General features: G+C 37.5%; 10 protein-coding genes and 1 pseudogene. 9 read left to right on the top strand and 2 right to left on the bottom strand.

All coding sequences use genetic code 11. From position 1 onward, the window contains the following. Window positions 1-195: 195 nt before the first annotated feature. From H3H32_RS28545 to H3H32_RS28515, 7 genes are all read left to right on the top strand, one after another. A complete protein-coding gene (locus H3H32_RS28545) occupies window positions 196-2,592 on the top strand; it encodes an SLBB domain-containing protein (protein ID WP_182459134.1) in 2,397 nt (798 codons plus the stop codon). A gap of 21 nt (window positions 2,593-2,613) precedes the next feature. Beyond that, window positions 2,614-3,720, top strand: a complete 1,107-nt coding sequence (locus H3H32_RS28540; RefSeq protein ID WP_182459133.1) for a GNVR domain-containing protein — start codon at window positions 2,614-2,616, stop codon at window positions 3,718-3,720. After that, complete coding sequence (locus H3H32_RS28535; protein WP_182459132.1) at window positions 3,717-4,691, top strand: GDP-mannose 4,6-dehydratase; 975 nt, start codon at window positions 3,717-3,719, stop codon at window positions 4,689-4,691. The genes H3H32_RS28540 and H3H32_RS28535 overlap by 4 nt, the downstream gene beginning before the upstream one ends. Before the next feature lie 147 nt (window positions 4,692-4,838). Then, a complete protein-coding gene (locus tag H3H32_RS28530) occupies window positions 4,839-5,933 on the top strand; it encodes a glycosyltransferase family 4 protein (protein ID WP_182459131.1) in 1,095 nt (364 codons plus the stop codon). Between the two features lie 661 nt (window positions 5,934-6,594). Beyond that, the gene (locus H3H32_RS28525) at window positions 6,595-7,902 is read left to right on the top strand and encodes a lipopolysaccharide biosynthesis protein (protein WP_182459130.1); all 1,308 of its coding nucleotides are present in this window, start codon (window positions 6,595-6,597) and stop codon (window positions 7,900-7,902) included. A gap of 296 nt (window positions 7,903-8,198) precedes the next feature. Further along, a complete protein-coding gene (locus H3H32_RS28520) occupies window positions 8,199-8,975 on the top strand; it encodes an FkbM family methyltransferase (protein ID WP_182459129.1) in 777 nt (258 codons plus the stop codon). An 866-nt stretch (window positions 8,976-9,841) separates the two neighbouring features. Then, the gene (locus H3H32_RS28515) at window positions 9,842-10,804 is read left to right on the top strand and encodes a transposase (protein ID WP_182459128.1); all 963 of its coding nucleotides are present in this window, start codon (window positions 9,842-9,844) and stop codon (window positions 10,802-10,804) included. Window positions 10,805-11,184: 380 nt separating this feature from the next. Here H3H32_RS28515 and H3H32_RS28510 read toward each other — a convergent pair whose 3' ends face one another. Beyond that, window positions 11,185-11,895 (bottom strand): glycosyltransferase, encoded by a 711-nt coding sequence (locus H3H32_RS28510; protein ID WP_182459127.1) that lies wholly within the window; start codon window positions 11,893-11,895, stop codon window positions 11,185-11,187. A 1,362-nt stretch (window positions 11,896-13,257) separates the two neighbouring features. On the opposite strand from H3H32_RS28510, the pseudogene H3H32_RS28500 reads away from it, so the two are divergent. Further along, window positions 13,258-14,337 (top strand): annotated as a pseudogene (locus H3H32_RS28500) (IS701 family transposase). Window positions 14,338-14,448: 111 nt separating this feature from the next. Here the strand turns inward: H3H32_RS28500 and H3H32_RS28495 are convergent. Next, window positions 14,449-15,240, bottom strand: a complete 792-nt coding sequence (locus tag H3H32_RS28495; RefSeq protein WP_182459126.1) for a glycosyltransferase family 2 protein — start codon at window positions 15,238-15,240, stop codon at window positions 14,449-14,451. 322 nt (window positions 15,241-15,562) lie between these two features. On the opposite strand from H3H32_RS28495, the gene H3H32_RS28490 reads away from it, so the two are divergent. Next, window positions 15,563-16,297 (top strand): glycosyltransferase family 2 protein, encoded by a 735-nt coding sequence (locus H3H32_RS28490; protein WP_182459125.1) that lies wholly within the window; start codon window positions 15,563-15,565, stop codon window positions 16,295-16,297. Window positions 16,298-16,535 lie beyond the last annotated feature (238 nt).

Raw genomic sequence — 16,535 nt, 5'->3', positions numbered from 1 at the left:
TAGTCGTCAGTCAATACCAGTAAGTCTTATCGTTTAGTATTGACTACCGACCGTTTTTCCTACAAATTTAGTGCATTAAGGTGGGACTACAACGTAAAGGCTTGCGTGCCAGCCCCACCTTATTATAAGGGAACGGAGTTTTAACAAGAATCTATTACTTTTGCAGTTCAAATTTTGGCCCAACCGCCAGTCTTCATGCGTACTAAGGACAAATTGTCACATTTTATCCATTGTATTCTCTTCTATCCTGCTGTTTTCCTACTATTAGCACTGACAGGATCGTATCAGGCATCTGCTCAGGCAGCAACCCGATCCAGGGTAGATCAGTTAAGTGACGAAGATGTACAGAACTTTTATGAACGGGCACAGGCCAGTGGTCTTAGTGAAGCTCAGATCGAACAGGCTGCCATGTCGCAGGGATATACACTCGATGATATTGCTAAAATGCGGAAGCGAATTACCGCTCTTCGCGCCCAGAGTTCTCGTCCATTGAGTCAGTCTGTAATTGACAAACAAACGGGGAGAACATTGCCTCCAGACCTTTCTCGGCGAACCGATTCATTAACTATAACACGTAAGGATACAAGCAAAAAACTCCGCGTGTTTGGCGCTTCTTTATTTGAGAATGCCAATCTGTCATTTGAGCCGAATTTACGCATCGCTACGCCAAGGAATTATGTAGTTGGTCCCGACGATGAAATTAAAATTGACATTTCCGGTGCATCAACTGGGAACTTTGAATTGAAGGTTAGCCCAGATGGTACTGTGAAAATTCCTGATCTGGCTCCCATTTTTGTGAGTGGTCTGACAATTGAGCAGGCAGAACAGCGTATTATTGATCGCTTGCGAAAGGGAGGTTATCAGGGTTTAGGTACAGCTGGTAGTGGCACAAGTGCCAATATCACATTGACTAATATTCGTAGCATTCGGGTGACGCTGGTAGGTGAAGTAGTTCGCCCCGGAACATATACAATATCTTCTCTAGGTTCAGCATTTAATGCGCTTTACCTGGCCGGAGGGCCCAATCCAGAAACAGGATCATTTCGTAAAATAAGTGTGATCCGTGGAAATCGAGTGGTACGTACCATTGACCTATACGATTATATTCTACGGGCAGACCAACGGGACAACATTCAACTCCGTGATCAGGATGTCATTCGGGTTGCCGATTATGAGACCCATGTTGAATTAAAGGGTCAAGTACGTCGTCCAGCTATTTTTGAAGTACTTCCAGGGGAGACTCTGAAAACTGTTTTGGGATTTGCAGGCGGCTTCGCTGACGATGCTTACCGAGCCTCAATTACACTTCGAAGAAACACCAGTCGTGAACGGCGCATTGTTACAATTAGCGAAGATCAAATAGGAGCTTTTATTCCGCAAGGAGGTGATAAATACGAAGTAGGGAAAATATTAGAGCGTTATGAAAACCGAGTTCAAGTAGCCGGAGCTGTTATGCGCCCTGGCGATTATTCACTTGAGCCAGGTCTAGAAACGGTTCGTCAGCTTATCAATCGCGCTGATGGGCTTCGTAAAGATGCATTTACCAATCGGGCCTCAATTATGCGTGAGCGTCCTGATATGGATAGAGAAAATCTGTCCTTTGATTTGGGTAAACTAATGCGAGGTGAAATTGCCGATATTCCGCTGATGCGGCAAGATAGTTTAACTGTTCTATCCATCCGTGATCTTCGTGAGAAATACTACGTTATAATTGAAGGGGCTGTTAACCTGCCGGATAGTATTGAGTTTGTTGCAAATATGAGCGTAGCCGATTTGGTTGCTCAGGCTGGAGGATTCCAAGAAGGTGCTAAACCTAACCTGGTTGAAGTTGCCCGGCGTATAAGACAAGATTCTGCAGGTATTCGAGCTACCAAATTAGAAATTTATCGATTCGCGATTGATAGAAACCTACAGATCACGTCCATGAAGAGTGATTCTGGGACTTCTGCTGAGTTTAAGCTTAAGCCTTTCGATATTGTATATATCCGTACATCGCCCAATTACGAAGAACAGCAACAAGTTTATGTATATGGGGAAATTATGCAGCCCGGCAACTATTCTATTTTTAGTAGGGAAGAGCGTATTAGTGACCTTATTAAGCGGGCGGGTGGCCTAAAGCCACAGGCATATATTACGGGCGCTCAATTCAAACGAAAGGGTATTATTATTGGGAATGACTTAAGTAGAATTCTTACGGATTCGGGAATTGAAGAAAACCTTTTGCTTAGGGCACAAGACACCTTATATATTCCCAAACGACCAGAAATAGTAGGTGTAGAAGGCGCTGTTTTAAACTCTTCGGCTGTTAGTTATAAAGAGGACTACAAGTTCGGGGATTATATCAGTGAGGCAGGAGGTACTACCGATAATGCTCGAAAAAGTAAAGCATATATAGTTTATCCCAATGGTCGCAAAGCAAGAACACATCACTTCCTCTTTTTTTCATTCCGACCTAAAGTTTACCCAGGATCAACAATTGTGGTCCCATTTAAGCCTCTGGAAAGTAATAAATTAAGTACTGCGGAACGGCTTGGAATTCTGTCACTATTGACAACTGTTTCGATCGCCCTTGTTAATATTCTTCTTCGTTAAGAATTGCTTTCTCATTTTATTATGTCTATTACAGAAACTTCAAGAAAGAAAGATGCTGAAGAAGGCGAAATCGAGATTCGGTTGAGCGATATTACAGAATTTTTAAAGAATAGTCGCCGACGAATACTAATAGGTGCTTTAATAGGGCTTTTAATCGGCGCATTATATGCGTTTTCTAAGCCTAATATATATACAGCTCAAGTTACGGTAATGCCTGAATTTCAGGCAAGAGGTGCTAATGGTTTAGGTGGTTTAGGTTCTTTGGCTGGATTAGCCGGCATTAGCCTTGACAACATGAATTCAGTGGACGCTATTCGACCAGATCTTTACCCGAATATATTGCAAAGTATTCCCTTTGCATTAAATTTATTAAACCATCCAGTTTATTCACTAGAATTAAAGGCAAAAATGCCTTTGAAAGAATATATTGGGCGTGTTGGATCAAATAGTTTTATTGGCAAGCTTATGAGTTTATTTGCTGGCAATAAAGAAGAAAAAAATGATGGTAAAAATAAGTTGAAGAACTTTGAGGATGCTTTACAAGTCACGAAAGAAGAAGATGCACTGATTAAATCAGTCCAGGCTAGTGTATTAGGAATGTATGATAAGAAAACAGGTATATTAACGATTACTGCTACCGAGCGTGATCCTATGGTTGTAGCTACTATCTCTCGCGCATCTCTCAATTATCTCACGAACTATATCATTACCTATCGTACGGAAAAAGCTAGTAAACAAGTTGCCTTCCTTGAAGATCGCGTGAAAGAAGCAAAAAGTCGTTATCAATCCGCTGAATATACTTTATCAACTTATAGGGATCGAAATAGGAATCTGTTTTTAAATACTGCTAAAATAGACGAGCAGAGGCTTCAGGCGGACTATTTACTTGAGCAATCAGTTTATAATGAATTGTCAAAGCAATTAGAACAGGCTAAAATTAAAGTACAGGAAGAAACGCCAATATTTAAAATATTAGAGCCACCAACTGTACCACTTCGTAAAACAGGTCCCAAGCGAACATTTATCATGTTAGGCTCTATCGTAATTGGGGTTGTTATAAGCATAATGGTTGCCTTAGTTCGAGACATTCGATTGATTGCTAAATCCAAATCCCTCCAAAGTGCATGAAAACAGCCTTAATTTGTGGAGTTTCGGGTCAGGACGGAGCCTATTTAGCGAAATTATTACTTGAAAAAGGCTATAAAGTAGTAGGAGGCTCCCGAGATGCCCAAATGTCTTCTTTTAAAAATCTGGAGCGTTTAGGGATCCGCTCTTCTATTCAATTCGTATCTATTAGTATAAATGACTTTAGAAGTGTGTTGCAAACGCTCCTAAAAGTTAAACCTGATGAAGTATATAACCTAGCTGGTCAAAGCTCGGTAGGTCTTTCTTTTGAGCAACCCGTAGAGACGCTTGAAAGTATTAGTGTTGGTACGCTTAATCTCCTTGAAGCTATCCGATTTACAAATCAGCCCATTAAGTTTTATAATGCAGGTTCGAGTGAATGTTTTGGCGATACAGGTAGTTTAACAGCCGATGAAAACACGCCTTTTCGACCACGGAGCCCATATGGTGTTGCAAAAGCAGCGGCCTTCTGGCAAGTAGCTAATTATAGAGAAGCCTATCAAATTCATGCTAGTACAGGTATTCTATTTAACCATGAATCTCCCCTAAGACCAGAACGATTTGTGACGCAGAAGATCGTAGCTGCGGCTTGTAGGATTGCTAATGGAAGTAACGAAATATTGACGTTAGGTAATATTGATATCGCGCGTGATTGGGGATGGGCTCCAGACTACGTAGAAGCGATGTGGCTTATGTTGCAACAAAACCAATCGGATGATTATGTAATTGCTACAGGCAAAACACATAAATTAAGTGATTTCATTCGCGTTGTATTTGAAACGGTTGGTCTCTGCTGGGAAAACCATGTGCATACTGATAAGTCCTTTTTCCGACCGACTGATATTGCAGAAGGTCACGCTAATCCAGCTAAAGCCTTAAGGAATTTGGAATGGAAGGCTCAATTTACGATGAGTGAAGTAGCAAGGCAAATGGTTATGGGATCGACTAGTGGAGACACAATTATTGGCAAATAATTATGTCTCCACTATTTCTGCAATTTTGACATATTTACTTGCTGGATAAAGCACTTAACAATTGCTCTAATATATAACCTTTTGTTTAGTGGCAATATAAGTATTCTAATCGAATTATGTCTTAGCAAGAAATATCTTTGAAGGAATATGAATATTTTTTTTGACCATCAGGCTTTTTCTCTTCAGAACTACGGAGGTATATCTAGATACTACTGTGAGTTAATAAAAGGAATTAATAAAGATGAGCATCATAATGCTCATCTTTCTTTACTTTGGTCTAACAATATTCATTTACGTGAATATAAAATTCCCGTATTACCATATCCATTTCCAAAAAGGTATCGATTACTTTCTCAGTCAAATAAAATATTCAATATAGTAAACGCTAAACTTACTAATTATGATATATATCATGCTACGTATTTTAGTGATTTTTTAAAGAATTATACAAGCCATAAGCCATATGTAACTACATTTTATGACATGACATATGAGCGATTATCTCATCAGTTTGTTGAGCTATCGGCTGATACGTTGATTATTGGTCAAAAGAAGAAGATAGCACAATATGCATCTCATCTAGTAGCGATATCTGAAAGCACTAAACGGGATATGGTTGATATCTTAAATATCGACCCAAAAAAAATTACAGTTATTTACCTTAGTACTCCATTTTCCCAAAAAAAAATTTTAGAAACTACTTATAAAAATAACAATAGACCTTATCTATTATTTGTTGGTAATAGAACTGGGTACAAAAACTTTATTCCATTTTTACGCTCTATTGCCTACATACTTATTCGTTACCAAATTGTCCTTGTTTGCGCAGGTGGTGGCAGTTTTACAAGTAATGAGCATGACGTAATCAGAGCATTATCACTAAATGGATTAGTAGAACATCAATTAATTGATGATACTTTGTTGCCACATCTATACGGCGGGGCAATTGCTTTTGTATTTCCTTCCTTGTATGAAGGTTTTGGTATTCCTATTTTAGAAGCTTTTTCTTGTAATTGTCCCTGTATTGTAAGTAATACCAGTTCATTTCCAGAAGTTGCTGGTAAAGGTGCATTATATTTTGACCCGACAGATTCGGAATCCATGGCCACAAATGTCGAACGCGTCATATTGGACGATGAGCTAAGAAATAACTTAATTCAAAATGGACAACAAGAATTGCGACGATTTTCCTGGCAACATACAATTAATGAAACTTTGGAGCTATATGAAAAACTAATTTGACTATTAGATTTCATACCCAATTAACACTTTCACGTGCTGTAAATAATAGAGTTTTAAAACTTCCTATTGCGTAATTAAACTGGACAATGATTTTAAATAGATTGCTACAAGAATTGCAATAAACTTCAGAATGATAAACTTTAAGCGTTATGGCTAGCCACAATCATTTGAAAAAATATTATACTGTCGGAAGTTTAACATGAGAGCAAACTTGGTAGCTGATGAGCGTTTAATTATTCAAGCAATATTCATAAATTGAGCAGCTTTAATAGATAATATTTCCCGGTTATGAGTATAATAGGATTAATAATATATTGAAAGAGCAATTGGACTATTTACATAAATTTTATTTATGACAAAAAAATATTTGAAATTTTTTTTGAATGGATCTAAAGTTAGTTAGCTGGTATAATAACATATTAGCTATAAGGAAAAGATACAAAACCTATAATCGTTTTTTGTTAACCATCTTTATGTTTTAGAAACTTACTGAAGTAGGCTCAAAGGTATTTATTATAAATAATTGTTAACGTTAATATCGTGTGTAAAGAATATAACCTAAGCTAATTATGCATTTTCTTTCACAAAAAAACGCAATTGGACTATTAATACTTATGGAGTATTCATTCTGCTTTACTTATTATTAATAATTTTAAACTCAATGTCTAAAAATATTCGGGCTACTATTAAAAACCCTAAAGCATTAGAATGGATTAAATTAATTACTATCACCAGCTCTGCTCAAATAGTAGTGCAGGGAGTAGGAGCGATAAGTGGTATTTTAATAATTCGTCTATTTTCGACAAAAGAATATGCATTATATACCCTAGCTAATTCAATGCTTATGACTATGATAGTTCTAGCGGATAGTGGAATTGCTGCAGGAGTAATGTCGCAGGGAGGAAAAGTTTGGCAAGACCGTGTAAAACTAGGAACCGTATTAGCTGTTGGCCTTGATTTAAGGAAAAAATTTGCAATTGCGAGCCTTATTATTTCTGTTCCTTTACTACTATATCAATTGCTTCATCACGATGCAAGTTGGTTTACGTCTTTAATAATTATTTTTTCTCTTATACCTGCATTTTTATCCGCTCTTACTGGGGAGTTGCTTGAAATTGCTCCCAAACTCAAGCAAGATATTGCCCCATTGCAAAAGAATCAGGTTAAATTACATTTAGTACGTCTAGTGCTTACCTTTACAATAATATATTTTTTTCCGTGGGCTTTTTTGGCCTTACTTGCCAGTGGAATTTCTCAATTATGGGCTAATGTTAACTTAAAGAAAATATCTGACAAACATGCTAAACAAGAACAAAAATCAGATCTTATTATCCGGGCGGCAATTTTAGCAGTTGTTAAACGCCAATTACCTAGTTCTATTTACCACTGTTTTTCAGGTCAAATCACAATTTGGCTAGTTTCTGCTTTTGGCTCTACACTAGCAGTTGCTCAGATTGGAGCTCTTGGTCGTATTGCGCTATTACCTGGACTCTTAACTTTACTATTTAGTATAATCATTCTTCCACGCTACGCCAGATTACCTAAAGATCAGACAATCCTTCTAAATTACTTTATAAAAATACAGATAGGGTGGTTAATCGTAAGTGCTGCTATTATTGGAATTTTTTGGGTATTTTCTACTGAGATATTATGGATATTAGGCCCTAAATACTCGGCATTAAGAAAAGAGGCATTGCTAATAACAATAACTAGTTGTATTAATTTATTTTCTGGATCTGCTTTTAATCTGTATACAAGTAGAGGGTGGATTCTAAATCCTATTATTTCTATTGCTATTAATACTATTACAATTGCAAGTGGTGTTGCTTTTATAGATGTTTCATCACTCCAAGGCGTATTGGTACTAAGTATTTTTGTTGCTGTTATACAAGCTATAGCTAATACTTTATATGCCTTCCTGCAGATAATAAAATCTAATAACATTATTAATTATGATAATGTTGTATAGTTTATTATATTTGATAGCTAGAACTAAGTAATTAAATGCAATAAATCAATGGTTCATTTTTATAATAGATATTGCAATTTTTATTTAGAATGATCTACCCATTAAAGCTATATTAATGTATGTGGTCCAAACTATGCATAATGGAAAAATATAGGAAGTAAGATTGTAAATTATTGATACTAGTTAGTTTGGTTTTTAATAGTACCCTTGTATCTAATATGGAAATGGAAAACCTTTAAAGAGAAGTTGGTACTCACTTTATGTTATCATCATAGCTCAAACCTTTTGATCGCAATATGCTTTACCGATTAGAAATTCTACTTCACTTGGTTAAATCTTTAGGTTTATCCAAGGGCGTTGTTTTGTTTTTTCAAGGAACCTCAATAAAGAAAAAAACAGCGTTGAAAATTCGAAATTTTAAACACCCAATTATTTTGCGTCCTAATACTTCTGATAGAGAAGTGTTTTCTCAAGTTTTTGTATATAAGGAATTCGATATTGATTTGGGCTTTGAACCAAAGACGATTATTGATGGTGGGGCTAATATTGGCTTAGCAAGCATATATTTTAAAAATAAATTTCCAAATGCTACAATTATTGCCGTTGAACCGGATAAGGATAATGTAGATGCGTTGAGAGAAAATCTACTCCACTATACTAATATCCATATAATAAAAGCAGGTTTGTGGCCACGGTCGACAAGATTAAGTATAAGTGATAAGTACAATATGGGTAAATGGGCAATGGTTACTGAGGAAATTGATGCTAGTAAAGAACAAGTTACTAATACCCATACGATTGATACTATTACGATTGATAATATTCTAACTGAGTTTAACTTAGAACGAATCGATTTATTGAAGTTAGACATTGAATCAGCAGAAAAATATTTGTTTAGTGATAATTATTTAAGTTGGTTACCTAAAACAAAGGCCATAATTATTGAGCTTCATGATTGGATGGAAGATGGATGCTCAAAGCCTTTTTTTGCTGCCATAAACAAAGCTTTTCAAAATTATAGCCTTAAATTAAGCGGTGAAAATGTTGTTGTAATCAACAAGGATATTTTGTAATATTAACGATTTTTAGGGCGTGTTGAGGAATTGAAAAAGGCTCAGAGTGGTGTCAACTTTGTACCGACCAAAATGCAAAGCCATGACCGTACGGGCGGCCCCGCAAACAATTCTCAAAACTAACTCGCCCTCCGTAGGCTGGTTAACCCCAAACGCTAGCGAAAAAATGATTCACGATAGAAGTGGACTTGCTACATTTGACTGGACACGAAGTGGAGCATTACCAACTTAGTGAACCATGAAAACTAGGAAGCGGCACGAGCGCACGGGCCTTTAGATTTACATCGTTATGCGACTCCAGGATAGTCATGTAACTTAATGCCCTTAAACCTAAAGAGCGTTACAACCGGCGACGAAGACATTCTGTTTTAGAGTATTTATCACCTGTTGAATATAGTAGTAGACAATTCAAAAATGTTGCTTAAACTTTTGTCCATTATTTTGTTGAAAGTCCATGGTGGTGAAATCAGTATAACCGCACGAAGGGACTCGCTTGAAAGGGCCTCTACGTAAAGTATTGTACCACTGATAGCGTATATCAGGCGGAGGAGCTACAGCAATATCAATTGGTTACGGATTAGGGAAAGAGGACACACCAATGGAGTTACTAGGCAATATGTCCCCAAAGGGTGTCGAATTAGAACTGTCAAACCTAGCGACGTATCTTGGTTTCGAGATCAACTCAACCACTGATTTAACAAATCATTAGGCTTTTTAACTTCAATCCATTGCACTTTACAACGGGGAATTGAACTTCTAACTTGAATCTGCGTCTCTCAATTATAAAATGAGGGATGGGCATAAATAGGAACCAGCGAATGTTAAAGGGTTGATGGCCAAATCAATCCAATTACACCCGCGGTTTCATGCAAGCCAAATTACTGTATTTGTCGGACTTTCTAAACACCTGTTGGCTACCAACAGCCGATCAAAAGCCCAAACGGGGGAAACCTCAAACTTATTCGAGTATTTCATTTCTGCTATTTTTTATGCTCATGCTCCTTAAACGTATTCACCCTTTTGCCGCCATGCACCGGTGGGCCAAAGCCAACTATGCCCTGCTGGGTTGGCAACAGCCCCCTGACCGTAAGACCATCCGCAGACGCTTTCTGGCTCTACCGGCTCTGATTCAGCAACTCATGCCCGCCATTGCTGACCAATGTCAGCAACTGAATCATTCCTACGCTTGTAGCTTTGCCGACAAAAGCGTGTTTCGAGCCCTGGGTGGGTTGTGGCACAAAAAACACATGCTGCTCAAGGTGGTTCCACATCCTAGTATTGATACAGAGGCATCTTGGGCCAAAAGCGACTATCACGGCTGGCGCTTTGGCTATGGCCTCCACCTGATCTATAATCGCTATCGATTTCCCCTGATGGCCACCGTAACAACGGCATCCACCAAAGACTATACCCTACTACAGACCCTGATTGCGTCTTTGCAACAACGGCTGGGTATGGTTTTGGCCGATAGTGGCTACTTTGCCCACCATTTCCTGAAGGCGATCTACCAGCAGTTAGTTACTACGCCTTGCCTTTTCAAGCGCACCCAGCGGATGAGTGCTTTCGCCAAGTACTATAATGACATGGCTGGCAGTGTAGTGGGTCGTTTGACCTACAGCCGACGCAAGCCTTCGATTGAGCCCAATTTTGCCTATATCAAAGAACTGACTCAACTAACGGCCACTAATCCACTCCCTTACAAAGGCCTAGATCGAGTCAGTGCTTATTTATTGGTGGCTAGTTGCACGGTTCAGTTGATGATGTACGATAATTTTACTAACCAACAGGAATTAGGCAGCATGGAGGCCTTCAAAGCCGCTTTTCAATAATGCCTACCCCTCAATTATAAAATGAAATAAATAAATATCATTATAAGAATAAATTAATATTAGGTTAATATGTTCTGTAAAATTGACATATAAAGTTATAGTATTTGTTCTTTATTTATAATTTTACAAGATTATTGCGATATTTTTGTGTAGCATCTATGATGGATTTAATAGGGTTATCAAAAATAATATTTGCTTGAAATGGTATAAGCGCACATACACAGGCTCTTGAATAATTATTTCTAATTATTAAATATTTGACGAGATGAAACCCAGCTATTAGAATAGTCTTTAAGGTTCTAGGTTCCAATCCGTAGCGAATAAATGCGTCATAATAGATTAATTTTTTAGTTGAAACTTCAATTCCTTCAAATATTTTGTCAACGTATTTTTTTTTCTAATCTATTTGCAGGTATAAAATGTTTAAATTTCAGTCTTTCGTCATACCATAATTGATATCCAGCGATCAAAAACCATCTACATAGCTCTGAATCCCCACCACATTCTAAACTAGATCCACTTCTATCTGATACTTGGAATCTGAAACCACTGGTAAGTAGTTTCGTAAATACAGATTTTTTAAAAATCATCCCTGCTCCCCATAGGTACCCTCGTGATGAGACATCTCCTGAATACAAATTTTGAGCACCAACTGCATAAGCATATTGAAAAGTAGTAAACCATAAAGGTAAGCCAAACTCGCTAATAGGTTCGCTAAAACCGCCTAATACGCCAATATTAGGGTTGTTAGTCATTATAGAATATGCAGTTTCAATATAAGTAGGACAAAGCCAATTGTCGTCGTCGCAAAGAAGTATATATTCGTAAGTAGCTTCTGCTATACCCTTTAGCCTTGCATTATTCAGCCCCTGTTTTTCCTCAAATACAATCTTGAAATTAATATTAGTGATATTATATTCAGTCCATACTAAATTAGCTGTTTCAGCCGTATCATCTGTCGAATTATTATCCACAATAATGAGTTCCCATTTTATAGCGCTAGTAATTTCTTGTTTGACTATATGCTCAATGGTTTTAGTTAAACGTTGAGCACTATTATAACAGCATATGACCACACTAACTCCATTCATATTTGAAATAGTTGGGAGATTACCCATATTGACTTAATTCTTTATTCATTTTACTTATAATATTCTTAACTCTAACTAAGGGAAATTTACTTTGTCTTAAACAAGCTATATACATATTTAGTTCGTTTGAATCGTGTTTGCGCTTTAATATTATAATATAGATGAAATTTATTTTATTAAATTTATTGTCGATACATTACTATGTTAGAATTGCTAAAATCTGCGAGCTGTGCCAACTTGGTATCGATCAAAATGCAAAGTCATAACTAAGCTAGACCTGCTACATTTGACTGAACATTAAGTTAAGCTTCATCTAACTTAATGAATTATGAAAACCACAAGAAGGTAGTATTACTAAAAGTTTAAGAAGTTGGCCCTAGAGTTATCAGAAGCTAAATGCTAACTAACAGAGACGACTCAAGAACTGGCTATCACTCCTCAGATATTGATCCCATAGTGTAAAGAACGAGCGGCTGCTCATAGCACCGGAATCGTCAGCCGGTCCCAGCTCAGCTCAGAACAACAAGAAATAGTGCGGCTCAAGCAAGCCCAGTTAAGTCGGATTGCAGAAGCGACGAGATATTTAAAAAAAAGGCGGTTGGCATCTTCTCCAGAGACGATGGAAAAGAAAATATTCGGATTTATAAAAGCTCACCAAATGTAGTTTTTCACGGACCGCCGTTTCGGTTGAGGTGATATGTAAAGTACTAAACAAGAGACATAGTAAGTATTATTGGTTATTCACAGGACTCCCTAAATAGGCAAGAGAAAATCAGTCTATCACCAAGTTAATCAGTAGTTTATTTTCTGCTAATAAAGGTAGATATGGAAGCCCTAAATTACTAAACACCATGGCGCTTAAGGCATAAAAGTATCTTGACCTCGAGTAACTTAATTTATTAAGCAATCTAGCTTTAAAAGTATCATTCAGAAAAATATGCGGTTACGGTCACGGCTTCAAAGAACATTTACTTTGTGGCCGAAAATCATTTTAACCAGCAGCTCGATCCCGTAAATCCAGGTCAGGTATGGGTTTCCGATTTGCCTTTTCCGTGCTGGTGAAGGGCGACTCTGTCTAACCGTTATCATGGATTAATTACCAAAAAGTAATCGGTTAGGCCTTCAGTAGTTCGACCAAAAAGGCTGAGACGGCCATTTCTACCTGGCAGATGGCCCTGAAAAACCGGTCATCGAACGTAATTTTCGACGATCCGGTCGGATCGAGGAATGCTATTATTTTTGTTACAAATTCACAGTTGGAAGTTATACATTATTAGACATAACTATTGTAGTGCTAAATAGTACTCATTGATTAATAACTGATGTTACGCCACCTATTGAGTAGCTAGTTTAATTTTGAGTATGCAGACAACCCTCGATCTCTATACCGACTACTTACTCAGTAGTTTTGGCCAAACCACAGCAACGGGTCTATCTCGGTTGACCGATGGGGCGGTAGGCCATGATGCAGTGACTGATCTGCTCAATCGACTTCAGGGCAATAACCGAACGTTGTGGCAATATGTCAAACCACTAATTCGACAAATTCAAGAGTCTGACGGAGTCCTATTAACCGATGACAGCATTGCTCATAAGCCGCATAGCGACGAAAACGGCCTGATAACCACCCACTATGACCATTCCAGTGGCCAATAGGTGCGGGGCATCAATTTTGTCAGTGTACTGTATCAAACCACCAAAGGACAGTGCCCACTGAGTTTTGAGCCAGTTATCAAAGTCCAGCAGTGCGACTTAAAGACTCGTAAAATTATCTGGCGCTCGGAGCGAACCAAACACCAGATGTTCCAGGATATGGTGCGCCAAGCCCATCAGAATGCGGTTCCATTTCGCTATGTGCTGGCCGATTCTTGGTACACCAACGCTGACAATATCAATTTGGTTTTGGGCCTAAAGCATCACTACTTGGGAGCCGTCAAATCCAATCTGGAAGTAGCTCTCTCCAAACACGACCGTGCTAATGGTAAGTTTGTCAAAATCAGCCCGCTTAACTTACAACCTGGCACCGTTCTGACGGCCTTCATTCGCTCGGTACAAGAGCCGGTAGCGATTTGTGGCGACATTCTCCCTAACAAGGATGGGTCAGTCGGTGAACTCTTGCTGTTAAGTACCGATGTGACGATGCCCTACCAACAACTGCTGACAACCTATCAAAAACGATGGGGTATCGAGGAGTACCATAAATCGCTCAAACAGAACGCATCGCTAGAAAAATCGCCGGCTCGTACTCATCGTACTCAGACTAATCACCTGTTTGCGAGCATTTGCGCCTACGTCAAATTGGAACGCTTACGCCTAGCACAGTCCACGAATCATTTTGCTCTCAAAGGCCGACTCTATCTAAAAGCCATGCAAGCGGCCTTCATTGAGCTAACAGCCTTGAAAAACCAACTTAACTTAAACCAAACACTAGCTTTGGCGTAACATCACTTAATAATTGACCGCAAGATCCCTTTAATAACAGCATTTCTAAGGTTTGGATAGCTGTTCCTCATAAAAATTCCTACAGAGAATTATAAATCATTAATTTTTATTTTATATATATATCCTGATAAATAAACGCAGTTTATCAAAAACCATTAAAAGGTTTCCTTTTACTAATGAAATTGCGTCGTTCTTTATTTTAGCTCGATATGTTTCGCTGCTGGCTTTAAAAAGATTGACACTACTTACTCCACCAACACGCATTTTAGCCGTTATTTTATCAATAAATGAAGTAACTAATTGATTCTTTGCGCGAAGAAGCAATTCATAATCACCTGAAATTTTATATTCAGTGTCGAAAAAACCATATTTTATAAACAATTGTTTAGAGTGAAAGGTCCCCACATGCCAGGTAATCATTTGGTGCCTAAAACGCTCCCACTCCCAAGTCTCACCAACTACTTCGATAAGAGATAGGTCCATATTAACTAACTCTATGCGTGAGGAGACAAAATCTAACATGTTTTGATTAGGGTGATGGACAATGTGCTGTACATATGAGTACAAAGCGTCAGGATACAATTGATCGTCTGCTCCAACAAAAGCAATCCAGTCGCCACTTGCCTTGGCTAATCCCTTATTCCAAGCATCGTATATTCCTTTGTCAGGTTCACTCACCCAATGAGTAAGCTGATTTTGATACTTTTTAATGATTGAGAGAGTACTATCAGTGGATCCACCATCAATAATTATATATTCAAAATTCTTATAGGTTTGATTTAAAATGCTGGATATACAGGAATCTAGGTATTTTTCGGCATTATATACAGCTGTAATTATTGTGATTTTAGGAGAAGAAAGTATTTCTGAAAATTCCTTTGGTTGATCTTCATGCTTGCGCATAGTACCTGAGATTAAGGCCAATTATAAATAAAGAGCTTATTAACAGACTCTTAGAGTAATAATTGTTCTAAAGTTATATTATTTAAACCGAAATGGTGGCCATAGCTTGCATCCAAGTGAATAACATTGCAAAGGCAACAGATATAATTCACTAAATAGAAAATTAATGCATCTAGTATGTGATAGCTTATAAGCACCCAATTGACCTCATTTTCATCAAAAGTAGTGCATAAAATAATACCTGTTTATCTTTACAGAAGATTTGCTCTAAATAGAAGGCACTTTTAGCCTGAAAGGAAGTAGGTATTGGTAATTTTAAGTTATGGGACGTCCCTTAGTGTCTATCATTACAGTTGTGTATAATGCTTTGCCCACTTTGGAAGCTACTATTCAAAGTGTTATAGGGCAAGATAAGGAGTTAACTGAATATTGGATAATTGATGGGGGAAGCACGGATGGGTCTATAGACTTAATACGCAAATATGAAGACCAACTTGCTGGTTGGTGCAGCGAGCCGGATAAAGGTATTTATGACGCTATGAATAAGGGTATAAACCGGGCAACTGGCGATTGGCTTTATTTTATTGGGGGTGATGATACCTTAAGGCCAAATATAATAAGAACAATAGAACCTTACTTAAAAGCCGATTATTCAATAGTATTTGGGGAGATAATGTTTGATAATGGCCATCTTTATCGTTCCTTTCTGGGTCCAAGAACTATTCTGCAAAATACAGTACATCATCAAAGTGCATTTTATAATTCTTCACTATTTAAGCATTATCGCTATGATGATACAATTAAAATAGTGTCAGAATATGATCTACATTTACGTGTTTATACTAAAAATAAGCTTACTTATTATATGCCTTTAATTATAGCCGACTGTGCAACTGGTGGAGCTAGCAGTGAATTATCCCGTTCTTTAAAAGAAACAAATCAAGTAAGAACACGCTATGTGAAAAATAAGCTTAAAAATAATTTTCTTTCCATGTTTCTAAATTTGTATTATATGCAAAAAGCAATCAGATATTTTCTTTATGGACACCGAGTGTAAATTTGGAATACGCTGATTTGCTATTTTATAACTTCACTATGAATATCTTGTTTTTTTAATATCTTAATTTATTGATGTTTTATAGTAAGCATTGTTTGAAATGCTCTTAAATAATATCTTCTAGACCCACCGGACTAAATTTATTTGATCCAGTTTTAAAGAGCACTATTTGATTACACTAGGTTATTAGGTTGTATGGTGCATTATTTGGAAATGCTTGAAAATAAGATTTAAAAAC

Origin of the sequence: Spirosoma foliorum (assembly GCF_014117325.1) — a bacterium.
In the GTDB taxonomy this organism is placed as follows: domain Bacteria; phylum Bacteroidota; class Bacteroidia; order Cytophagales; family Spirosomataceae; genus Spirosoma; species Spirosoma foliorum.
Note: the sequence above shows the minus strand (reverse complement) of the source record. Positions and strands in the feature narration are given on the sequence as shown.